This window comes from Pseudomonas taiwanensis (assembly GCF_013393345.1).
Classification (GTDB): domain Bacteria; phylum Pseudomonadota; class Gammaproteobacteria; order Pseudomonadales; family Pseudomonadaceae; genus Metapseudomonas; species Metapseudomonas resinovorans_C.
The window spans coordinates 62488-83267 of sequence record NZ_QJRF01000064.1 but is presented as its reverse complement, the minus strand read 5'-3'; the positions used below and the strand labels follow the sequence as shown (position 1 = coordinate 83267).

At 64.1% G+C, this 20780-nt stretch carries 21 protein-coding genes; all 21 read right to left on the bottom strand.

Going from position 1 to position 20780, the window contains the following annotated elements:
* Nucleotides 1–38 precede the first annotated feature (38 nt).
* A complete protein-coding gene (fliA, locus tag DM872_RS17350) occupies nt 39–785 on the bottom strand; it encodes an RNA polymerase sigma factor FliA (protein ID WP_028626565.1) in 747 nt (248 codons plus the stop codon).
* Nucleotides 782–1615 carry a flagellar synthesis regulator FleN gene (gene fleN, locus DM872_RS17345; protein WP_179060636.1) on the bottom strand — a complete coding sequence of 278 codons (834 nt, stop codon included), beginning with the start codon at nt 1613–1615 and terminating at the stop codon, nt 782–784. The genes fliA and fleN overlap by 4 nt, the downstream gene beginning before the upstream one ends.
* A gap of 70 nt (nt 1616–1685) precedes the next feature.
* Nucleotides 1686–3035, bottom strand: a complete 1350-nt coding sequence (flhF, locus tag DM872_RS17340) for a flagellar biosynthesis protein FlhF (protein ID WP_179060635.1) — start codon at nt 3033–3035, stop codon at nt 1686–1688.
* Between the two features lie 15 nt (nt 3036–3050).
* Nucleotides 3051–5174, bottom strand: coding sequence for a flagellar biosynthesis protein FlhA (gene flhA / locus DM872_RS17335; protein ID WP_077521927.1), 2124 nt, complete (start codon nt 5172–5174; stop codon nt 3051–3053).
* Between the two features lie 422 nt (nt 5175–5596).
* Nucleotides 5597–6733: a flagellar biosynthesis protein FlhB gene (gene flhB, locus DM872_RS17330; protein ID WP_179060634.1), complete on the bottom strand. Its 1137-nt coding sequence runs from the start codon at nt 6731–6733 to the stop codon at nt 5597–5599.
* 151 nt (nt 6734–6884) lie between these two features.
* Entirely contained in the window at nt 6885–7661 is a 777-nt protein-coding gene (gene fliR / locus DM872_RS17325) for a flagellar biosynthetic protein FliR (RefSeq protein WP_179060633.1), read from the bottom strand.
* Between the two features lie 2 nt (nt 7662–7663).
* The gene (gene fliQ, locus DM872_RS17320; protein WP_179060632.1) at nt 7664–7933 is read right to left on the bottom strand and encodes a flagellar biosynthesis protein FliQ; all 270 of its coding nucleotides are present in this window, start codon (nt 7931–7933) and stop codon (nt 7664–7666) included.
* A 10-nt stretch (nt 7934–7943) separates the two neighbouring features.
* Nucleotides 7944–8693, bottom strand: coding sequence for a flagellar type III secretion system pore protein FliP (gene fliP, locus DM872_RS17315; protein WP_179060631.1), 750 nt, complete (start codon nt 8691–8693; stop codon nt 7944–7946).
* On the bottom strand, nt 8693–9133 hold the full coding sequence (gene fliO, locus DM872_RS17310) for a flagellar biosynthetic protein FliO (RefSeq protein ID WP_179060630.1): 441 nt from the start codon (nt 9131–9133) through the stop codon (nt 8693–8695). Before fliO ends, fliP begins: the two co-directional genes overlap by 1 nt.
* A 4-nt stretch (nt 9134–9137) precedes the next feature.
* On the bottom strand, nt 9138–9599 hold the full coding sequence (gene fliN, locus DM872_RS17305; RefSeq protein ID WP_179060629.1) for a flagellar motor switch protein FliN: 462 nt from the start codon (nt 9597–9599) through the stop codon (nt 9138–9140).
* Nucleotides 9600–9641: 42 nt separating this feature from the next.
* Nucleotides 9642–10613, bottom strand: coding sequence for a flagellar motor switch protein FliM (gene fliM, locus DM872_RS17300; protein WP_077521914.1), 972 nt, complete (start codon nt 10611–10613; stop codon nt 9642–9644).
* A 13-nt stretch (nt 10614–10626) separates the two neighbouring features.
* Nucleotides 10627–11148, bottom strand: coding sequence for a flagellar basal body-associated protein FliL (gene fliL, locus DM872_RS17295; RefSeq protein ID WP_179060628.1), 522 nt, complete (start codon nt 11146–11148; stop codon nt 10627–10629).
* A gap of 228 nt (nt 11149–11376) precedes the next feature.
* Complete coding sequence (locus DM872_RS17290) at nt 11377–12639, bottom strand: flagellar hook-length control protein FliK (RefSeq protein ID WP_179060627.1); 1263 nt, start codon at nt 12637–12639, stop codon at nt 11377–11379.
* An 80-nt stretch (nt 12640–12719) separates the two neighbouring features.
* Entirely contained in the window at nt 12720–13073 is a 354-nt protein-coding gene (locus DM872_RS17285; protein ID WP_179060626.1) for an Hpt domain-containing protein, read from the bottom strand.
* 32 nt (nt 13074–13105) lie between these two features.
* On the bottom strand, nt 13106–14800 hold the full coding sequence (locus tag DM872_RS17280; protein ID WP_179060625.1) for an ATP-binding SpoIIE family protein phosphatase: 1695 nt from the start codon (nt 14798–14800) through the stop codon (nt 13106–13108).
* 11 nt (nt 14801–14811) lie between these two features.
* Nucleotides 14812–15117, bottom strand: coding sequence for an STAS domain-containing protein (locus tag DM872_RS17275; protein WP_028626550.1), 306 nt, complete (start codon nt 15115–15117; stop codon nt 14812–14814).
* A 259-nt stretch (nt 15118–15376) separates the two neighbouring features.
* On the bottom strand, nt 15377–15823 hold the full coding sequence (gene fliJ / locus DM872_RS17270; RefSeq protein WP_179060624.1) for a flagellar export protein FliJ: 447 nt from the start codon (nt 15821–15823) through the stop codon (nt 15377–15379).
* Nucleotides 15824–15829: 6 nt separating this feature from the next.
* Nucleotides 15830–17182, bottom strand: coding sequence for a flagellar protein export ATPase FliI (gene fliI, locus DM872_RS17265; protein ID WP_179060623.1), 1353 nt, complete (start codon nt 17180–17182; stop codon nt 15830–15832).
* Complete coding sequence (gene fliH, locus DM872_RS17260; protein WP_179060622.1) at nt 17172–17969, bottom strand: flagellar assembly protein FliH; 798 nt, start codon at nt 17967–17969, stop codon at nt 17172–17174. Before fliH ends, fliI begins: the two co-directional genes overlap by 11 nt.
* A 7-nt stretch (nt 17970–17976) precedes the next feature.
* Entirely contained in the window at nt 17977–18993 is a 1017-nt protein-coding gene (fliG, locus tag DM872_RS17255) for a flagellar motor switch protein FliG (RefSeq protein ID WP_077521897.1), read from the bottom strand.
* On the bottom strand, nt 18986–20776 hold the full coding sequence (gene fliF, locus DM872_RS17250) for a flagellar basal-body MS-ring/collar protein FliF (RefSeq protein ID WP_179060621.1): 1791 nt from the start codon (nt 20774–20776) through the stop codon (nt 18986–18988). The genes fliG and fliF overlap by 8 nt, the downstream gene beginning before the upstream one ends.
* Nucleotides 20777–20780 lie beyond the last annotated feature (4 nt).

Sequence of the window (20780 nt, the reverse complement as noted above, 5' to 3'; positions counted from 1 at the left end):
GCCGGGGACGCCATCCAAATCTGAAAGCGGTGTACCGTTCAGCGCGCGCGCCACTCGCCCAGCCGTGCGCGCAGGCGTGCCGCACACTGGCTATGCAACTGGCTGACGCGTGATTCGCTGACCCCCAGCACTTCACCGATTTCCTTCAAGTTCAGTTCTTCGTCGTAATACAGCGCCAGCACCAGGCGCTCACGCTCCGGCAGGTTCGCGATGGCATCAGCCAGCGCGGCCTGGAAACGGTCTTCTTCCAGATCATGGGAAGGCGAGAATTGGGTGACACCGGCGTCCTCGTGCACACCGCCCTGCTCGCCGTCCTGCAACAGGTCGTCGAAGCTGAACAGGCGGCTGCCCAAGGTGTCGCTCAGGATGCCGTAGTAGTCTTCGAGACTCAATCCAAGTTCGGCAGCAACTTCCTGATCTTTAGCGTCGCGACCTGTTCGGGCCTCGATGGTGCGGATCGCGTCACTCACCATGCGCGTGTTGCGGTGCACCGAACGCGGTGCCCAGTCGCCCTTGCGGACCTCGTCGAGCATGGCCCCGCGAATGCGGATGCCGGCGTAGGTTTCGAAACTGGCACCCTTGCTGCCATCGTATTTCTTCGAGGCTTCGAGCAGTCCGATCATCCCGGACTGCATGAGGTCTTCCACCTGAACGCTGGCCGGAAGGCGCGCGAGCAGGTGATAGGCGATGCGCTTGACCAGGGGGGCGTAGCGTTCAATCAACTGATGTTGCGAATCCCTTGCCTGTGCCTTGCCGTACATACGCAGCCCCGTGGCGGGTGTCATACAGGGGTTTCCGTGGACGGCTGCCGGACCAGCCGCTCGACGAAGAACTCCAGGTGGCCCCGCGGGTTGGCCGGCAGCGGCCAGCTGTCGACCTTCTGTGCGATGGCCTTGAACGCCAGCGAGCACTTCGAGCGCGGGAAGGCTTCATAGACCGCGCGTTGCTTCTGCACGGCCTTGCGCACCGATTCGTCATAGGGGACGGCGCCCACATACTGCAGGGCGACATCGAGGAAGCGATCGGTAACCTTGGTCAGCTTGGCGAACAGGTTGCGCCCTTCCTGCGGGCTGTGGGCCATGTTGGCCAGCACGCGGAAGCGGCTCATGCCGTAGTCGCGGTTGAGCAGTTTGATCAGCGCGTAGGCGTCGGTGATGGAGGTCGGTTCGTCGCAGACCACCACTATCACTTCCTGGGCGGCACGGACGAAGCTGACCACCGAATCGCCGATGCCGGCGGCGGTGTCGATCACCAGCACATCGAGGTTGTCGCTGATCTCGCTGAATGCCTGGATCAGGCCGGCGTGCTGCATGGGCGAAAGCTGCACCATGCTCTGGGTGCCGGAGGCGGCCGGGACGATGCGAATGCCCCCCGGCCCCTGCAACAGCACGTCGCGCAGGTCGCATTCGCCATTGATCACATCGGCCAGGGTGCGCTTGGCGGTAAGGCCGAGCAGGACGTCGACGTTGGCCAGGCCGAGGTCGGCGTCCAACAACATGACGCGGCGGCCGAGATCGGCCAGGGCCAGCGAGAGGTTGACGGACACGTTGGTCTTGCCAACGCCGCCCTTGCCGCCGGTCACCGCGATCACCTGTACGGGATGCATACTACCCATTTCAAATACCTTGCCTTAGGGGCCAGTTTGGCGGTCCAGCACCGCCCCACGCGGAGCGGCTCACAATTCTTCAACCGGCGCGTCGCGCCGGATTCTGGTAAAGCCCGGCGAACAAATCGGCCATGGCTTCTTCACTCGGGTCCTCCGGAGCCTGGAGGCTGACCGCACGACTCACCAACTGGTGGCTGCGCGGAACCTGCAGATCATCCGGGATTCGCGGGCCGTCGGCCAGATAGGCTACCGGGAGATGCTGGCCGATAGCCAGTCCCAAAACCTCGCCCAGGCTGGCCGCTTCGTCCGCCTTGGTAATGATGCAACCGACCAGGCCGCAACGCTTGTAACTGTGATACGCAGCCTTGAGCACCTGGCTCTGGCTGGTGGCCGCCATCACCAGGTAATTCTTCGCGTTTATCGCCCGGCTGGCCAGCGCTTCGAGCTGCATGGTCAGGGCCGGATCATTGACCGGCAGACCGGCGGTATCGATCAGCACCACGCGCTTGCGGGCCAGGGGCGCAATGGCCTGGGTCAGGGACTGGCCCGGATCGACCAGGGTCACCGGCACATTAAGGATTCGGCCCAGGGTCTTGATCTGCTCCTGGGCGCCGATGCGGAAGCTGTCCATGCTCACCAGGGCGACGTTTTGCGCGCCGTACTTGAGCACGTAGCGGGCAGCCATCTTGGCCAGGGTGGTGGTCTTGCCCATGCCGGCCGGACCGACCAGGGCGATCACGCCACCCTCTTCCATCGGTTCGATCTGCGGCGTGCGAATGGCGTGGGCCAGGTGCGCCAGCAGCATGCGCCAGGCCTGGCGCGGCTCGCTGACCTTGGCCACCTTGTCCAGCAGGGCGCGGGCCAGTTCAGCCGGCAGGCCCATGCGCTGCAAGCGGCGCCAGAGGCTGGCCTGCTGCGGGCGGCGGCTCTGCATCTGGCCCCAGGCGATGGAGCCGAGTTGCACTTCGATCAGTTCACGCAGGCCGCTCAGTTCGAAGCGCATGGCATCCAGGGCAGCCTGATCCACGGCAGCGGGCTTGGGCGCGCTGACGGGCTCCACCGCACGGGGTACCGCGCGAGGACGATTCATGGCGGCAGCCAGGGCGGATTCCGGCAACTCCGACTCGATGGCGGTCAGGGGTTCCCCGGCGAACAATTGACGGTCCTTGCCGGCGTCGGCCTGGGCACGGGTGGTCAGCTCAGCCTGGGCTTCGGCGATGCGCGCCTGGGTCTTGCGCAGTTCCGCCTCGAGGGCCGGGTTCGGCCTGCTCGGGGCCGCTGCCGGCATCGGGTAGTCCAGCGCCGCGGTCAGCTCGACACCGCCGGCGACACGGCGGTTACCGATGATGGCGGCATCCGCGCCCAGTTCATCACGCACCAGCTTCATGGCTTGACGCATATCGGCGGCGAAGAAACGTTTGACCTGCATGGCCGTTGACCTCGGTTAGTTCTGCCCCACAGTCGCAACTATGGTGACCTGCTTGTTGTCCGGTATTTCCTGGTAGGCCAGTACGTGCATGGTTGGCACGGCGAGCCTTGCGAAGCGCGACATCATCGCCCGGATCGGTCCGGCCACCAGCAGGATCGCCTGCTTGCCGAGCATTTCCTGGCGCTGCGCCGCTTCCACCAGGGAACGTTGCAGCTTCTCGGCCATTCCGGGTTCGAGGAGAACGCCATCTTCCGAACCTTGTCCGGCCTTCTGCAGGCTATTCAGCAATATCTGTTCCAACCTGGGCTCCAGAGTGATCACAGGCAGCTCCGGCTCTAGTCCCACAATGCTTTGCACGATTGCGCGCGCCAGCGAGACACGGACCGCCGCGACCAGCGCGGCGGGATCTTGACTCTTCGGTGCAATGTTCGCGATGGCTTCGGCGATGGTGCGGATGTCACGTACCGGCACCTGCTCCTGCAGCAGGGCCTGGAGCACCTTGAGCAGGGTCGACAGCGACACCATGCCCGGCACCAGTTCTTCGGCCAGGCGTGGCGAACTCTTGGCCAGGTTCTGCATCAGCTGCTGGACTTCTTCATGGCCGAGCAACTCGTGGGCGTGCTTGTGCAGCACTTGATTCAGGTGAGTGGCAACCACGGTGCCGGCATCGACCACGGTGTAGCCGAGCGACTGCGCCTGATCACGTTGGCTGGCGTCGATCCACACCGCCTCCAGCCCGAACGCCGGATCCTTGGCGGCGACGCCATTGAGGGTGCCGAACACCTGGCCGGGGTTGATCGCCAGTTCGCGGTCCGGATAGACCTCCGCCTCGGCCACGCTGACGCCCATCAGCGTCAAGCGATAGGCGTTGGGCAGCAGGTCGAGGTTGTCGCGGATATGCACCGAGGGCATCAGGAAGCCCATCTCCTGGGACAGCTTCTTGCGTACGCCCTTGATCCGCGCCAGCAACTGGCCGCCCTGGTTACGGTCCACCAGCGGAATCAGGCGGTAGCCCACTTCCAGGCCGACGAGGTCCACCGGGGTCACGTCGTCCCAGCCGAGCTCCTTGGTTTCCTGCGCACGTTGAGCCGGCAGCAATTCCTGCTGACGCTGCTCCTCCTGCACCGCCTGCTCCTTGACCTGCTTCTGCCGATGCCAGATCCACCAGGCACCACCGGCGGCCACGAGGCCCAGGCCGATGAAGGAGACATGCGGCATGCCCGGCACCAGGCCCATCGCAATGAGGATGGTGGCGGACACCGCCAGCGCCTTGGGCGAGGCGAACATCTGGCGATTGACCTGCTGCCCCATGTCTTCGGACGAGGACACGCGGGTCACCATGATGGCCGCCGCGGTGGACAGCAGCAGCGACGGAATCTGCGCCACCAGGCCATCGCCGATGGTCAGCAGCGAGTAGATGCGGCCGGCGTCGCTGAAGCTCAGGCCATGCTGCAGCATGCCGATGGCCATGCCGCCGATGAGGTTGATGAAGAGGATCAGCAGGCCGGCGATGGCGTCGCCGCGTACGAACTTGCTCGCACCGTCCATGGAGCCGTAGAAGTCGGCTTCCTGGGAAACCTCGGAACGGCGCTTCTTGGCCTCGGCCTGGTCGATGAGGCCAGCGTTGAGGTCGGCATCGATGGCCATCTGCTTGCCGGGCATGGCGTCCAGGGTGAAACGCGCGCTCACTTCGGAGATACGTCCGGCACCCTTGGTGACCACCACGAAGTTGATGATCATCAGGATCGCGAAGACCACGGCACCAACCACGTAGTTGCCGCCCACCACCACATCGCCAAAGGCCTGGATCACCTTGCCGGCGGCATCGTGGCCGTCCTGGCCGTGGAGCAGCACCACGCGGGTGGATGCGACGTTCAGCGCCAGGCGCAACAGGGTCGCTACCAGCAGGATGGTGGGGAAGACGGCGAAGTCCAGCGGGCGCAAGGCGTACACGGACACCAGCAGGACGACGATGGACAGGGCGATGTTGAAGGTGAAGAAGACGTCCAGCAGGAACGGCGGCACCGGCAGGGTCATCATGCCCAGCATCACCAGCACCAGCAGCGGCACCCCGAGGTTGCCACGGCCCATGCCGATCAGGTTACTGCGGACATTGCCGATCAGTTGCGTACGATCCACTGCTACTCCCCTACCCCTTTCGCGAAGCATCGCTCCGCACATCCAATCTTTTGACGCCAGACGGCGTCTCGATCCCCTTTGTGCAAGAAGCTTTCCAACTTCGTTAAGGGGTTGAATGCAAAGGGAGTAAGGAGCGCTGTGTCTGCATTAAGTGTTGCAAGTAGCGGCATTGCCCGTAGGAGCTGGCTTGCCAGCGAATGGCCCCCTTTTCGCTAGCAAGCTAGCTCCTACAGGGCTCCTGAACCGATGGGCGAACTCTGGCAACAGCTAACGCAGACATAGCCGTAAGGAGCTGTTCCTGTGGGGGCGAATTCATTCGCAAAGGGCGGCGAAGCTGCCCCAGCTGATTCTGCAGGGCAGGTCTTCGACCTGCTTAGCGAATGAATTCGCCCCCACAAAAAACGAGCAGACCAGGAGCAATGTCACTCGTCCCGCCGCAAATCCGCCGGAATGGGCAGGTCGTTCAGCGGCGCCGGGCGTTTGCCGCGGCCGGCGCGGAACTGCTTGAGCTGATAGACGTAGGCGAGAACCTGGGCAACCGCCAGGTAGAGGCCGGCCGGGATTTCCTGGTCCAGCTCGGTGGAGTAGTACACCGCCCGCGCCAGTGCCGGGGATTCCAGCACGGTGATCTGGCTCTCCTGGGCGATCTCGCGGATCTTCAGTGCGGTGAAGTCATTACCCTTGGCCAGCAGCATCGGAGCGCCGCCCTTTTCGGCGTCGTACTTCAGCGCCACGGCGAAGTGGGTCGGGTTGGTGATGACCACGTCGGCCTGAGGCACGGCAGCCATCATGCGGCGCTCGGCCATTTCCCGCTGGAGTCGGCGGATTCGCGACTTGACCTCGGGCTTGCCCTCGGAGTCCTTGTACTCGTCGCGCACTTCCTGCTTGGTCATCATCAGCTTCTGCTTGTTGTCCCAGAGCTGGAAAGGCACGTCCACGGCGGCGATGAGGATCAGGCCACAGGCGAGCCAGACCGCGCTCCAACCCACCACCTGGACGCTGTGCAGGATGGCCATGTCCAGCGGCTCATGGGCGATGGCGAGAAGATCGTCACGGTCGGAATTGAGCACCGCGAGCGCCACCAGCAGGATGAGCGCGAACTTGGCCAGCGCCTTGAGCAGCTCAGCCAATGCATGCAGCGAGAACATCCGTTTGAGCCCGGAAAGTGGGTTCATGCGGCTGAACTTGGGCATCAGCGATTCGGTCGAGAACAGCCAGCCACCCAGGGAAATCGGGCCGACAATGGAAACGACCAGAAGGGTGATCAGCAAGGGCAACACGGCGTCCAGCGCCATCTTGCCCGAGGTGAGCAGGAACAATCCCATGCTGCGCTCATCCATCAGCACGGCGCGCGGCAGGTCGAAGTTGCTCTGCATCAGCTTCATCAGCATGTCGGCCATGCCACCACCGGTTGCAAGCACGCCACCCGCCCCAGCCAGCGTCACGGCCAGGGTATTGAGCTCCCGGGAACGGGCGATCTGGCCCTTGTCGCGGGCCTCCTGCAACCGTTTACCTGTGGGCTCTTCGCTCTTGTCCGCCCCGCTCTCACTTTCCGCCATGGAAAACTACCTGCGTTGCCAATACTGCGTTGAGAACAGCCTCAAAATGCTCATTTACAGGAAGTAAACTCCGCTTTTTCGGCTGTTCTCGCCTTGTCTTGGCTGCCTCGCCTACGTTTTCCAGCAGGACAAGCGCCATTAGATGAAGCGTTCATCGCGCCCTCGCCAGCTCGCGCATGAGCTGCAGCGCATCGCCGGCCAGCACTTGGTACTGGCTCAGGATGTCGGCCATGCCGATCCAGACGATCACCAGGCCCAGCGCCAGCGTCAGCGGGAAGCCGATGGAAAAGATATTCAGCTGCGGCGCCGCGCGGGTCATCACGCCAAATGCCAGGTTGACCACCAGCAGCGCGGTGATCGCCGGCAGCGACAACAGCAAGCCAGCGCCCATCACCCAGCCAAGCTTGCCGGCCACTTCCCAATGATGGCTGGTCAGCAACCCGCCACCCACCGGGAGGGTGACGAAGCTTTCGGCAAGAATCTCGAACACCACCAGATGACCGTTCATGGAGAGGAACAGCAGGGTCACCAGCATCAGGTAGAACTGGCCGAGCACCGGTACCGAAACGCCGTTGGTGGGGTCGACCATGGAGGCGAAACCCAGGCCCATCTGCATCGAGATGATCTGCCCCGCCACCACGAAGGCGTGGAAGAACAGTTGAAGCACGAAACCGAGCAAGGCGCCGATCAGAATCTGCTCGCCAATCAGCAGGATGTTGCCGAGGTTGATCGCATCCACCTGCGGCATGGGCGGCAAGGTCGGCACCAGCACCACGGCAATCGCCAACGCGAGGTACAGGCGAACCCGCGTCGGCACGAGCTGGGTGCCGATGATCGGCATGGTCATCAGCAGCGCGGCAATGCGGAACAGTGGCAGCACGAAGCTGCCGACCCAGCCGCCGATCTGTGCGTCGCTGAGTTCGAGCATGGTCAGCCGATCAGCATCGGGATGTTCTGATAGAGCGTCTGGATGTACTCCATCAGTTGGCGAGTGAGCCAGGGGCCGGCCCAGATCAGGGTGAGCAGCATCACCAGCAGGCGCGGCAGGAAGCTCAGCGTCTGTTCGTTGATCTGCGTGGCGGCCTGGAACATGGCGACGATCAGGCCGACCACCAGGCTCGGCACCACCAGGATGCCGACGATCAGGCAGGTCAGCCAGAGCGCTTCACGGAACAGGTCGACTGCAACTTCCGGAGTCATCGCAACTCTCCTAGACGCCGCCGAAACTGCCGGCAAGGGTGCCGATGATCAGTGCCCAGCCATCCACCAGGACGAAGAGCATGATCTTGAACGGCAGGGAGATGATCAGGGGCGAGAGCATCATCATGCCCATCGCCATCAGCACGCTGGCCACCACCAGGTCGATGATCAGGAACGGGATGAAGATCATGAAGCCGATCTGGAAGGCGGTCTTCAGCTCGGAGGTGACGAAGGCCGGCACCAGGATGGTCAACGGCGCGGCATCCGGGCTGGGGATGTCGGCGCGCTTGGACAGCCGCATGAACAGGTCGAGGTCGCTGGCGCGGGTCTGCGCCAGCATGAAGTTCTTGATCGGCACTTCGGCCTTGGCGATCGCATCCTGGGCCGTCATCTGCTCGCTGAGATAGGGCTGCAGCGCCTCGCGGTTCACCTGGTCGAACACCGGCGCCATGATGAACATCGTCAGGAACAGGGCCAGGCCAATGAGGATCTGGTTCGACGGCGTCTGCTGCAAACCCAGCGCCTGGCGCAGGATGGAGAAGACGATGATGATCCGGGTGAAGCTGGTCATCAGCATGACGAACGCCGGAATGAAGCTCAGCGCCGTCATGATCAGCAGGATCTGCAGGCTTACCGAGTATTCCTGCTGTCCTTCGGGGTTGGTGGACAGGGTGATGGCGGGAACCGACAGCGGATTGTCGGCGCCAAGGGCCAGGGGCGCGGCCAACACCAGCAGCAGCGCAATGAGGAGGCGGGGCATCAGTGCTTGTCCTTGCCGAGCAATTCCATCAGTCGTTGGGCGAATTCCGGGCTGGCGGTCTGGGCGTCAGCCAGTTGCACGGGCTCTTTCAGCACATGCAGCGGCGTGATGCGGCCGGCGCTGATGCCGAGCAGGATCTGCTCACCGCCCACTTGTACCAGCACCAGCCGGTCACGCGGGCCGAGGGCCTGGCTGGCCACCAGCTTGATCACCTGGCCGCTTCGTGGACCGAGCTGTTGCACCCGGCGCAGCAGCCAGGCGAGCACAAAGATCAGCCCCACCACCAGCAACAGGCCAATGGCCAGTTGCCCGAGCTGCGCAGCCATGCCGCTGCCAGCCTGGGCGGCCGCTGCAGCGGGAGGTGGCGCGGTTACCGCGGTTTCAGCGGCGATGCCGCCGAGGGGCAGCAGAAACAGCCCGGCAAGAAGAAAACGGCGCATGGTCTCAGCGCAGCTTCTTGATGCGTTCGCTAGGGCTGATCACATCGGTCAGCCGGATACCGAACTTCTCGTTGACCACCACCACTTCGCCATGGGCGATCAGCGTGCCGTTGACCAGCACGTCCAGCGGCTCGCCGGCCAGTCGGTCAAGCTCGATCACCGAGCCCTGGTTGAGCTGCAGCAGGTTGCGGATAGTGATGTCGGTGTTGCCCACTTCCATGGAAATGGACACGGGGATATCCAGGATCACATCCAGGTTCGGGCCGTCGAGGCTCACCGGACCGCTGGCCTTGGGTACGCTGCCGAACTCTTCCATGGGCGCGCGTGGCGAACTCGGAACGGAGGAGCCCTGGTTCATCAGTGCGTCGATATCGTCCTGGGAAGCGTCACCGGCCTCGGCCAGGGCCGCAGCCCACTCATCGGCCAGGGCCTGTTCTTCTGGGGTGGTGTCCATGTCGTTTGCCATCGCTTGACCTCGGCTGGCTCTGAATTCGTGGGAAACGCGCAATCAGCGCTGGCGTTCGATCGGTTCGAGGATCTGCAGGGACAGGTTGCCCTTGTGCGATCCCAGCTTGGCCTTGAAGGCCGGCACGCCATTGGCGCGCATGATCATGTGCTCGGGCATCTCCACCGGGATCACATCGCCCGGCTGCATGTGCAGGATGTCCCGCAATTTGAGCTGACGGCGTACCACGGTGGCAGCCACCGGCACGCTGACGTCGAGGATGTCCTCGCGCAGTGCCTTGATCCAGCGTTCGTCCTGGTCGTCGACATCGGACTGGAAGCCGGCGTCGAGCATCTCGCGGATCGGCTCGATCATCGAATAGGGCATGGTGATGTGCAGGTCGCCACCACCGCCATCCAGTTCGATGTGGAAGGTGGAGACGACCACCACTTCGCTGGGGCTGACGATGTTGGCCAGGGCCGGGTTCACTTCGGAGTTGATGTACTCGAAGTTCACGTCCATCACCGCGTGCCAGGCCTCGGCCAGGTCGACGAAGGCCTGATCCAGGACCATGCGCACGACGCGCAGCTCGGTAGGCGTGAACTCGCGGCCCTCGATCTTGGCGTGACGGCCGTCGCCACCGAAGAAGTTGTCCACCAGCTTGAACACCAGCTTGGCGTCGAGGATGAAGAGCGAGGTACCGCGCAGCGGCTTCATCTTCACCAGGTTGAGGCTGGTGGGCACATAGAGCGAATGCACGTACTCGCCGAACTTCATCACCTGCACGCCACCCACCGCCACGTCGGCGGAGCGACGCAACAGGTTGAACATGCTGATGCGGGTGTAGCGGGCGAAGCGTTCGTTGATCATTTCCAGGGTCGGCATGCGCCCCCGGACGATGCGGTCCTGGCTGGTCAGGTCATAGCTTTTGACACTGGTAGGGTCCGCATCGGTTTCAGTTTCAACCAGGCCATCGTCGACGCCGTGCAGCAGCGCGTCGATTTCATCCTGGGACAGCAGGTCTTGAACGGCCATGGTTGTACCTTGCCTACTGCAGTACGAAGTTGGTGAAGAGCACTTGCTCGACGGTTATCGCCCCGGTTTCCTGCTTGGCCAGCTCCTGCACGGCAGCAGTGGCTTGCTGACGCAGCATTTCCTTGCCCACAGGCGTAACCAGGTTGTCGAAGCTCTGGCTGGAGAACAGCATGACCAGCTTGTTGCGCAGCACCGGCATGTGCACCTTGAGTGCATCCACCTGGGCCTGGTCACGGGCCATGAGCGCAACGCTCACCTGCATGTAGCGCTGGCGGCCGTTCTGGCTGAAGTTGACCACGAAGGCCGGAGCGAGGTCTTGGTAGATGGCGGGCTGTTTGGTGGGCGCTTCGGCGGCGGCTTGTTCCTTGTCCGGCTCGGCGGACTTGTCGCCGCGGCTGAGGAAGAACCAGGTAGCGCCGACCGACAGGCCGATCGCCAGCAACAACGCCACGACGCCCAGAATGATGAGCTTCAGCTTGCTCTTGCCGCCTGCCACAGCGCCCTCTACCGGGGCCTTCGCTTGTTTCTTCGCCATGCCAATAATCCGTCGCCGAGCGGGGAAAACCCGCTTTCTCCTGGGGAATGAGCAAGTGTTATGCCAGCTCGCCGGCCAACCGGCGGTTCAGGCAAACGCATCAGGGCTGCGGATATACCAGTGTCGGGGGGCGGCTGTCACGAGGGGTTTGCTGGAAATCTTGGCGCGAGTGGAACACCCTCTCCCCCCTCTCGCAGAAGCGAAGAGGGGGGGAGAGGGAAAGCGAAGTCAGGCGTAGAAATCCACCAACCCGCGCCCACTGCCGGAGCTGGTCGGACGGATCTCGCTGTGGCTCACGCTGATTTCCTCGTCGCTGCCACCGCCGAAGTCGGCACGACCGCCGCCGGAGCGCCGCTCACCGTCGCCACCCTGCCCCTGCCAACCGCGGTTGAGCGACTGGTCGGACACGTTCACGTCGGGCTGGCTCATGCCCTGCTGGGCGAACATGTCGCGCAGGCGGTGCATCTGCCCTTCCAGGGCATCGCGTACGTTGGCGTTGGCACTGGCGAAGGTCACCTGGGTTTGATCCGGGGTCATGTGAACCCGGACCTCGAGTCTTCCCAGTTCCTGGGGATCGAGCTGGATCTCCGCAGACTTGAGGTTCTGGCTCGACAACCACATCACCCGGTCCACGACCGCCTCACTCCAGCCACCCTGCTGCATGGCAACCGGCTGTCCGGGGACCAGTGCCGGCGCACGCTGGGCCTGGGCAGTCTGCTGGCTGACGGCCTGGCTCAGCGCATTGAGGCGGCTGGCCAGCAGTTCGTTGCGCACTTCACCTTTGTTCTCGCCAAGGCCTTCCGTCAGCTCCAACGACAGCTCAGTGGAAGACAGCGCCTTGTCCAGCTTGCCCTCACCCGCCTCCAGCGGCTTGTCGGCGAAGGCAGCCAGGGCATCGGCGAAGTCCTGGTCAGCGGAGGGTGCAGCCTGCGCCGCCTGGGTGGCCGCACTCTGCGCCTGCTGGGCGGCCTGGGCGCTCTGCTCCAGCGCCATCTTCACCGCTGGCACGCCGTTGAGCTGGTCAAGGTCCGGATCAAGACTGGCTTCGCTCAGGGTCGCCGGGGCACTGCTGGTCACCTGCGGCGTCACCGGCAATGCAGCCTCCACTGGCGCGGTATCGGCTGGCACCTCGCCGGTCATTCCCATGAGCAGCAGCGGGTCCATCACTGGCTCATCAGGCTTCGCCTCAGCGTCATCGCCTTCCTCGGCCGGCAACGGCTTGCCGCTTTCGGCAACGGCAGGCGGGCTGGCGGCAGGATCTGCCACCGGCGTGTCCTGGCTTGCCGCCTCGTTTGCCTTGTCTCTGGCCTGTTTCGCAGCCGCCTCGCTGCGTTCCGCGGCCTTGGCCTGACGTTCTTTCGCGTACATCTGGGCGAAGCTGGAAGCCTCGCCCTTGTTGGTTTCCGCCGGTTTTTCCGGGGCTTTTGCGGCCGGTGCTTTCGGCTTCACTTCAGGCCGGGCCTGAAGAAGCAGATCGGGGGCAACGGGCATGGGCACTCTCCGCTCGGGTTGGTTCGTGCCAGTGGGATTGCAAGGGATGGGCCAATATGGGCAGCGGACTTAAGCCGCGATCAGTGCGACAGGCCGCGACGTGCTTCCTGCAGCAGACCCCGGACGGTGAGGAACTCCTGTTCGATCAGCAGGATGACGCCAGGTGCGTCGGAAAGCTGGTCACGACGGGCCATGTCTTCCAGTTGCTTGCACAGGCTCGCCAGCTCGAGGGCACCCATGTTGCTGCAACTGCCCTTGAAGCTGTGGGCAGCCAGGCGCAGGGCCTGGCTATCGGATGCGGCATTGGCCTCGCGGATCTGGCGCAGCCGTTCCGTCGAGTCCGCCAGGAAGGTATCCAGCAACACGGGGAACTCGTCCTCCATGACATCCCGCAGGGCGGACAGCACTGAATGGTCGAGATGGATATCGGACAACTCCGTCGCTCCCTTCACTGAACGTCAGAAAATTATGCCTTAACGGGCCAGCGGAATTCGACGCGAATGCCCTTGCCATCCTCGGCGGGCTCACAGCTCGCAGCGAGTTGCCTGATCAGCGTCAGGCCCCGACCACAGAGACCCTCAGTGAGTGGTTCGCGCGCCAGGACAGAGCCCAGTTCGAAGCCCTCTCCGCTGTCCTGCACATGGACCAGCAACCGCCCTCCCCGGCCTTCCGGGACCAGTTGCAGATTGAAACGCACATAGCCGTCCTCCAGCCCGGCGAGGCGTTCGCTGCGCTCGCGATAGTAGAGGGCGAAGCCCTCGGCATTGCGCTTGAGGGACGAATCCAGCCCTAGCACACCATGCTCCAGCGCATTGGAGTAGAGCTCGGCCAGCACGGTGTAGAGCGCACCGCCCTGGTCGCGCAACCCCTGCACTTCCAGCAGCAGTTGCAGGAGGAACGGCAGCGGGTTGAAGCGCTTGAGTGTCTGGGCGCGAAATTCGAAGGATGCCGACCAGTCCAGCGGGCTCGCCTGGCCGCTGTCGGTGAAGGCCAGTTTGGCGCGCTCGTTGGAATCATCGAGCATGCGCACTTCGATCATGCTGACGTCGTCCTGGGCATGACCGCGGAAGGCACTCAGCGCCAGCTGGATTTCGTCGAACAGGCGGTTGCCGTCGCCATTGGCATCGAAAACCTCGCGCAAACGCTGGTCACCGAAGGTTTCGTCACTGTCATTGCGGGTTTCCAGCACGCCATCAGAGACCAGGAAGATGCGGTCGCCGGTCTCGATGGGGTAGGACTCGAAATGCGCGTTGAAGCTGCCCTGGTCAAGCACCCCCAGCGGCAGGTGGCGCGACACCAGCGGCACCAGTTCGCCGCTATCCGCTCGACGCAGATAACCCTCGGGCAGACCGCCATTCCATACCTCGACCAGACGCCGCTGGAAACTGAGGTTGAGGAAGGTGGCGCAGCAAAACACGCCTACTGGCAGGATGCGTTTCAGCTTGGCGTTCATCTCCCGCAGGATGTCCGCCATGGCATAACCCTTGGCGGTCATGCCGTAGAACACCTCGGCCAGGGGCATGGCGCCAATGGCCGCAGGCAGGCCGTGGCCGGTGAAGTCGCCAAGCAGCACATGCATGCCGCCGGAGGGCTTGTAGGCCGCCAGCAGCAAGTCGCCATTGAATAGCGCGTAGGGCGATTGCAGGTAGCGGATGTTCGGCGCGCTCAGGCAGCCCGAGTGCGCCACCTTGTCGAACACCGCCTTGGCCACCCGCTGTTCGGTGACCAGGTGTTCGTTGTGCCGGGCGATCAGGTCACGCTGCTGCAGTACCGTGTCCTGCAGGCGGCGCAGCCGGTCGAGCGCCTTGATCTTGGCTTCGAGGATGACGCGGTTGTACGGCTTGGCGAGGAAGTCATCGCCGCCCGCCTCCAGGCAGCGCACCAATGCCTCGTTCTCGGTGAGGGAGGTGAGGAAGATGATCGGCACCAGCGCTTCGCCGGCCAACTGCTTGATCTGGCGGGCAGCTTCGAAGCCGTCCATCACCGGCATCAGGGCATCCATCAATACCAGTTGCGGCTGCTCCTGCTGAAACAGCGCCACGGCCTCGCGGCCATTGGCGGCGGTCAGGGCGCGGTGGCCCTGGCGGCTGACAATGGTGGACAGCAGCAGCCTGTCCGCCGCGTTGTCCTCGGCAATCAGGATCGTCAGCGGCGACGGCATGGCAACGGGCCTCAGGCGATCTGGAACAGTTGTTCGAAGTTGGAAATGGCGAGGATCTTGCGGACGTCGGGGTTGCAGTTGGCAAGGCGGATCTGGGCACGCTCGCCACCGGCGTGGTCACGCAGAAGCAGCAGCATGCCGAGGGCAGAGCTGTCGAGATAGGTGGTGCCCTTGAGATCCACGACGTAGCGCTTGGGGGTGAAATTGACGCGCTCGTAGGCGTCGCGGAATTCCTGGTGGGCGCCGAAATCGAAACGTCCCTGGATAGTGATGGTCAGCTCCTGCCCATCGTCGGAGGGCATCGAGGTGATGGCCATGCAAAGCTCCTTGTTCAAGTTCGGAATGCGCGTGGTGAAGATTTAGCACCCACCTTCAGGCACGGCAACTGGAAAGCGGCGAGCCGGGAGAATTTATGGTTCTGAGATGACGTGTTGAAGAACAGGTTGCAGCGGAACGGGGCTGCATTGCCCGTAGGAGCTGGCTTGCCAGCGAATGGTCCCTTTTTCGCTAGCAAGCTAGCTCCTACAAGACTCCTTTGCCGACTATCGATTCTGGCAACAGCTGATGAATTCGCCCCTACAGGTCTCTGGCGGGCAAACGCTGGGCCAGTTCGTCCAGCAGCTTTTGCTCGCGCTTGTCTTCGGCCGCACGGGCTTCGTCGAGGTAGCGCTGCACCAGCTTGCGCAGCCCCTCGAGGCGCGCGTAGCGCTGCTGCCAGGCGGCGCGGGCCTTGTCGAGGTTGTCGCGGTGCCATTTGACGCTCTGCAGCTGCTGGCCGATGGCGGATTCGAGCTGCGACAGGAAGCGCTGGTAGTTCATCAGCCATTGGCCGGAAACACCGCGCCGCCCTTCCTCTATCCATTGCTGCTGGTAGTCGGAGCGATAGCGCTCCAGTTCGCCCAGTTTCATCTCCGCCTGGGTGGCCTGGGCCTGGCAGCGGCCGAGCATGCGCGCCGCTTCGCGCTCGGCGCGCGCGGCCATCTCGACCACCGGCGCCAGGCGCGCCGCACGATTTTGCGACATGCGCTATCAGCCCTGGATGCCCAGGGCGGCAGCAAGACGCTGGGCGCTCTGGGGAAGGCGCTCGCTCTCGTCCAGGCCCTGGCGCAGGAAGGCGCTCATGGCCGGCTGGCGAGCGATGGCCAGATCGGTGTCAGGATCACCGCCGGCAACGTAGGCGCCAACGCTGATCAGGTCGCGGCTCTGCTGGTAGCGCGACCACAGCTGCTTGAAGCGCTGGGCCATCTTCATGTGTTCGGGGCTGACCACCTGCGGCATGACCCGGCTGATGGACGCCTCGATGTCGATGGCTGGGTAATGGCCCTCTTCGGCCAGGCGACGGGACAGCACGAAGTGGCCGTCGAGCACGCCGCGCGCGGAGTCCGCAATGGGGTCCTGCTGGTCGTCGCCTTCGGAGAGCACGGTGTAGAAGGCCGTGATGGAGCCGCCGCCCTGCTCCGCGTTGCCGGCACGTTCCACCAGCTTCGGCAGCTTGGCGAACACCGACGGCGGATAGCCCTTGGTGGCCGGTGGCTCGCCAATGGCCAGGGCGATTTCGCGCTGGGCCTGGGCGAATCGGGTCAGGGAATCCATCAGCAGCAGGACGTTCTTGCCCTTGTCGCGGAAGTACTCGGCGATTCGGGTGCAATACATGGCGGCCCGCAGGCGCATCAACGGCGCATCGTCCGCTGGGGATGCCACCACCACGGAACGCTTGAGGCCTTCCTCGCCGAGGATGTGCTCGATGAATTCCTTCACCTCGCGGCCCCGCTCGCCGATCAGGCCGACGACGATGATTTCCGCTTCAGTGAAGCGGGTCATCATGCCCAGCAGCACCGACTTACCCACACCGGTGCCGGCGAACAGGCCGAGCCGCTGGCCACGGCCGACGGTGAGCAATGAGTTGATGGAGCGAATGCCCACATCCAGCGGTTCGCTGATGGGGTGGCGCTTGAGTGGGTTGATGGTGGGGCCGTCCATCGGCACCCAGTCTTCGGCCTTCATGCCGCCCTTGCCATCCAGGGCGCGGCCGGCGCCATCCAGCACGCGGCCCAGCATGGACATGCCCATGGGCAGGCGGCCGGTATCCGGCAGCGGCACCACGCGAGCGCCCGGGGCAATGCCGGAGAGGCTGCCCACCGGCATCAGATAGATCTTGCTACCAGAAAAGCCCATCACTTCGGCTTCCACCTGCACCGGGTGGTAGCTGTCGTCGTTGATCACCAGGCAGCGGCTGCCCACCGGCGCGCGCAGCCCTTCGGCTTCCAGGGTGAGGCCCACCATGCGCAGCAGGCGGCCTTCCACCGTGGGTTGCGAGGGTAGATCGATGACGTCGTTGTATCCCGCCAGTCGCTTGGCGAAGCTGGCGCGCTCAATACGCATGGTCGAGGCTGTCCGGCGAATCCAGGTCGACCACCAGATCGGCCGACGGCGGATGGACCTTCTGTTCGCGCTGCTGCTCGAAGAGCTGCTTCATGGCCTGGCTCAGGCGCGTCTCGATGCTGGCGTCGATGCGCGAATGCTCGGTCTCGACGCGGCAGCCGCCTGGCTCCAGCGATTCGTCTTCGAGGATGCGCCAGTTCTCTTCATGGCGCTCACGCAGGGCCTTCACCTGTTCGAAGTCCTGCGGGTTGATGTGGATGCGCACATTGTTGGCGCCCATGGGCAGCAGCTTCAGCGCCTCGCGCAGCACATGGCGGATCTGTCCGGAATCCATGCGCAGTTCACGCTGGATCACCTGGCGGGTGATCAGGCTGGTGAGGTGCACCAGGGACTCCTCGATCTGGCGGTCCTGCTCGGCGATCGGGTCCAGCAACTGGGCCATCAGCGTGTCGAGCTGGGCCAGTCGGGCATTCACGGCAGCCTCGGCTTCCTGGCGGGCCTTGAGCTGGCCGGCGTGGAAACCGTCGCGCTCGCCGGTGCCGAAGCCTTCGTTGTAGGCGTCCTGGCGGATGGCCTCGAGTTCGTCCAGCGTCAGCGGCTTGACCTCCTCGACCGGCACTTCCTCGATCTGGGGTTCAGGCTCGGACGCAGGCACCTCTGCGGTTACCGGCTCTTCCGGTTCGGCCGCTTGCGGGGCGTCCGGGTCGAAACTGGGCAGCGACCAGCGATCGAAGACGTTGATGTCCTTGGCGCGGATCAGTTCGCTTGCCGAATCCTTGTTGGCCATGGGCGCCTCAGATCATTTCTTCGCCGCCCTTGCCGCCGAGGACGATTTCCCCGGCTTCGGCCATACGGCGGGCGATGGTGAGGATTTCCTTCTGCGCCGACTCGACGTCGCTGACACGCACCGGCCCCTTGGCTTCCAGGTCGTCGCGCAGCAGTTCGGCCGCGCGCTTGGACATGTTCTTGAAGACCTTCTCCTTGATCGCCTCGTCCGAGCCCTTGAGGGCCAGCACCAGTACGTCGGAGGACACTTCGCGCAGCAGCGCCTGGATGCCGCGGTCGTCGACATCGGCCAGGTTGTCGAAGACGAACATGAGGTCTTCGATCTGGGTCGAGAGGTCTTCGTCCACTTCGCGGATGGAGTCCATCAGTTGGCCTTCGACCGAGCTGTCGAGGAAGTTCATGATGTCCGCCGCGCGCTTCACCCCGCCCATGGCGGTGCGGGTGGTGCTGGCATTGCCGGCGAACTGCTTCTCGAGAATCAGGTTGAGTTCCTTGAGCGCGGACGGTTGCACGGTGTTGAGCGACGACACGCGCAGGACGATGTCCAGGCGAACCTTGTGGTCGAAGTGGCTGAGCACTTCGGCCGCCTGGTCCGGGTCCAGATAGGCGACCACGATGGCCTGGATCTGCGGGTGCTCGTAGCGGATGACGTCAGCCACGGCACGCGGCTCCATCCATTTCAGGCTGTCCAGGCCGCTGGTGCTGCCGCCCAGCAGGATGCGGTCGATCAGGTTGTTGGCCTTGTCCTCGCCCAGGGCCTGGGTGAGCATCTTGCGGATATAGCCATCGGCGCCGACGCCCAGGCTGGTCTGGTCGCCGACAATCTCGACGAACTCGCTCATCACCTGCTCCACCTGCTCGCGGTGGATGTTGCGCATCTGCGCCATGGCGACGCCGACTCGCTGCACTTCCTTCGGCCCCATGTGACGGAGCACTTGGGCAGCATCGGTCTCGCCCAGGGACAGCAGCAGAATGGCGGCCTTGTCGACCTTGTTCAGCTTGGCGGGCGCGCGGGTATCACTCATCGGCGTTGATCCACTCTTTGACTACCAGGGCCACACGGCCAGGATCTTCGGCCACCAGGCTCTTGATGGCGTTGAGCTGCGCATCATACCCGTCGCTCGGGCTGGGCAGCAGGATGCTTTGCGGTCCACCCAGGCTGACGCGGTCATCCGACAGCTCGCCGGACAGCCCCATCTCGCCCAGCTCGGCGTCGCCGCCGCGGCCGCCTTCGAGTTCCCTGGATTTGCTGGTGCCACTGATGTTGTTCAGCACCGGACGCAACACCCCGAATACCAGCACCAGGATGAAGAGCACGCCGAGCACCTGCTTCACCACATCCCAGAACCAGGGCTGGGTGTAGAAGGGAATGTCGATGACTTCTTCGCCGTTGTCGTTCATGAAGGCGGTGTTGATCACGCTGACGCTGTCGCCACGGCTGGCGTCGTAGCCGACCGAGTCCTGTACCAGGCGGGTGAAGCGGGCAATCTCGTCGGCGCTCCACGGCACGCGGGTGGTTTCACCGGTCGTCGCGTCGACCTTCACCTGATCGTCCAGCACCACTGCGACGGAAAGCCGGCGCAGGCGGCCCTGCTGCTGCTTGGTGTAGCTGATGGAACGGTCCAGCTCGAAGTTGCGGGTGGTCTGGTCACGCTTGTCGGTCGGGTACGGTGCGAGCATCGGCTTGCCGGTGGCCGGGTCGATGATCTGCTGGCCGTTGTCATCCAGAAGCGGCTGCCCCGGCTGTACGCCGGCCGGTGCGGCACTGGTGGCCTGCTGAGGTGCGGCACCGGGTGCCGGCGGCTGGTTGGACAGCGCACCAGGTACACCCTGCGGACCGCCGTTGTTCTGGCGCTCCTCGGCCAGTTTCTGCTCGCTGCGCAGGGCCGGCTGATCCGGGTTGTACATTTCGGAGGTGGACTCGACCGCACTGAAGTCGACGTCCGCAGACACTTCCGCCTTGTAGCGGCCATTGCCCAGCACCGGCTGCAGGATGCTGTGCACACGCTGGGTATAGAGGGTTTCCATGCGGCGGGTGTAGTCGAACTGCTTGCCGGCCATGGTGAGCTCGGACAGCTCCTGCTGGTCGGACAGCAGGTTGCCTTTCTGGTCGACGACGGTGACCTGGGATTTCTCCAGCTCCGGCACGCTGGTCGCCACCAGGTTGACGATCGCCATCACCTGGCTCGGCTCCAGGGAGCGCCCCGGATAGAGTTCGACCAGAACCGAAGCGGTCGGCTTGCGCTCGTCGCGGACGAACACCGAACTCTTCGGAATGGCCAGGTGCACACGCGCACCCTTGACGTTGTTCAGGCTGGAAATGGTGCGGGCCAGTTCGCCTTCCAGGCCCCGGCGGTAGCGGGTGGCCTCCATGAACTGGCTGGTACCCAGCCCCTGTTCCTTGTCGAGGATCTCGAAGCCGACGGTGTTGTCGCTCGGCGCGACGCCGGCAGCAGCCAGCTTCATACGGGCACGGGCCAGGTCGTCGGACTTGACCAGCAGGGCGCCGGAGTTGGGCTCGATCTTGTACGGGATATCGGCCGCGCCCAAGGCTTCCACCACCTGGTTGGCGTCCATCCCGGACAGGCTGCCGTACAGCGGGCGGTAGTCCGGCTGCTGCGACCAGAGCACCACGGCGAAGCCGATGGCGACACTCGCGGCCAGGCCGACCAGAAGGCCGACCTGACGCAGCATGCTCATCTGCGAGAGGTTATCCAGGAAGGACAGGCCGAACAGCGGCTTCTTCTCTCCCTGCGCGTCCGGCGCATCAGCCTTGGCGGGAACCTTTGCAACAGCGGCTTCAGCCATTTCT

What these genes read in the sequence shown, in the direction of transcription:
- fliR (WP_179060633.1), bottom strand. Translation starts at nt 7,661, where the DNA reads ATGCTCGAACTCAGCGACGCACAGATCGGCGGCTGGGTCGGCAGCTTC.
- fliP (WP_179060631.1), bottom strand. Translation starts at nt 8,693, where the DNA reads ATGCCCCGCCTCCTCATTGCGCTGCTGCTGGTGTTGGCCGCGCCCCTG.
- fliN (WP_179060629.1), bottom strand. Translation starts at nt 9,599, where the DNA reads ATGGCAAACGACATGGACACCACCCCAGAAGAACAGGCCCTGGCCGAT.
- fliA (WP_028626565.1), bottom strand. Translation starts at nt 785, where the DNA reads ATGACACCCGCCACGGGGCTGCGTATGTACGGCAAGGCACAGGCAAGG.
- fliM (WP_077521914.1), bottom strand. Translation starts at nt 10,613, where the DNA reads ATGGCCGTTCAAGACCTGCTGTCCCAGGATGAAATCGACGCGCTGCTG.
- fliL (WP_179060628.1), bottom strand. Translation starts at nt 11,148, where the DNA reads ATGGCGAAGAAACAAGCGAAGGCCCCGGTAGAGGGCGCTGTGGCAGGC.
- flhB (WP_179060634.1), bottom strand. Translation starts at nt 6,733, where the DNA reads ATGGCGGAAAGTGAGAGCGGGGCGGACAAGAGCGAAGAGCCCACAGGT.
- DM872_RS17280 (WP_179060625.1), bottom strand. Translation starts at nt 14,800, where the DNA reads ATGCCGTCGCCGCTGACGATCCTGATTGCCGAGGACAACGCGGCGGAC.
- fleN (WP_179060636.1), bottom strand. Translation starts at nt 1,615, where the DNA reads ATGGGTAGTATGCATCCCGTACAGGTGATCGCGGTGACCGGCGGCAAG.
- fliO (WP_179060630.1), bottom strand. Translation starts at nt 9,133, where the DNA reads ATGCGCCGTTTTCTTCTTGCCGGGCTGTTTCTGCTGCCCCTCGGCGGC.
- fliH (WP_179060622.1), bottom strand. Translation starts at nt 17,969, where the DNA reads ATGGCCAACAAGGATTCGGCAAGCGAACTGATCCGCGCCAAGGACATC.
- DM872_RS17275 (WP_028626550.1), bottom strand. Translation starts at nt 15,117, where the DNA reads ATGGCCATCACCTCGATGCCCTCCGACGATGGGCAGGAGCTGACCATC.
- DM872_RS17290 (WP_179060627.1), bottom strand. Translation starts at nt 12,639, where the DNA reads ATGCCCGTTGCCCCCGATCTGCTTCTTCAGGCCCGGCCTGAAGTGAAG.
- fliF (WP_179060621.1), bottom strand. Translation starts at nt 20,776, where the DNA reads ATGGCTGAAGCCGCTGTTGCAAAGGTTCCCGCCAAGGCTGATGCGCCG.
- fliG (WP_077521897.1), bottom strand. Translation starts at nt 18,993, where the DNA reads ATGAGTGATACCCGCGCGCCCGCCAAGCTGAACAAGGTCGACAAGGCC.
- fliQ (WP_179060632.1), bottom strand. Translation starts at nt 7,933, where the DNA reads ATGACTCCGGAAGTTGCAGTCGACCTGTTCCGTGAAGCGCTCTGGCTG.
- flhF (WP_179060635.1), bottom strand. Translation starts at nt 3,035, where the DNA reads ATGCAGGTCAAACGTTTCTTCGCCGCCGATATGCGTCAAGCCATGAAG.
- fliJ (WP_179060624.1), bottom strand. Translation starts at nt 15,823, where the DNA reads ATGTCGCAAAATCGTGCGGCGCGCCTGGCGCCGGTGGTCGAGATGGCC.
- fliI (WP_179060623.1), bottom strand. Translation starts at nt 17,182, where the DNA reads ATGCGTATTGAGCGCGCCAGCTTCGCCAAGCGACTGGCGGGATACAAC.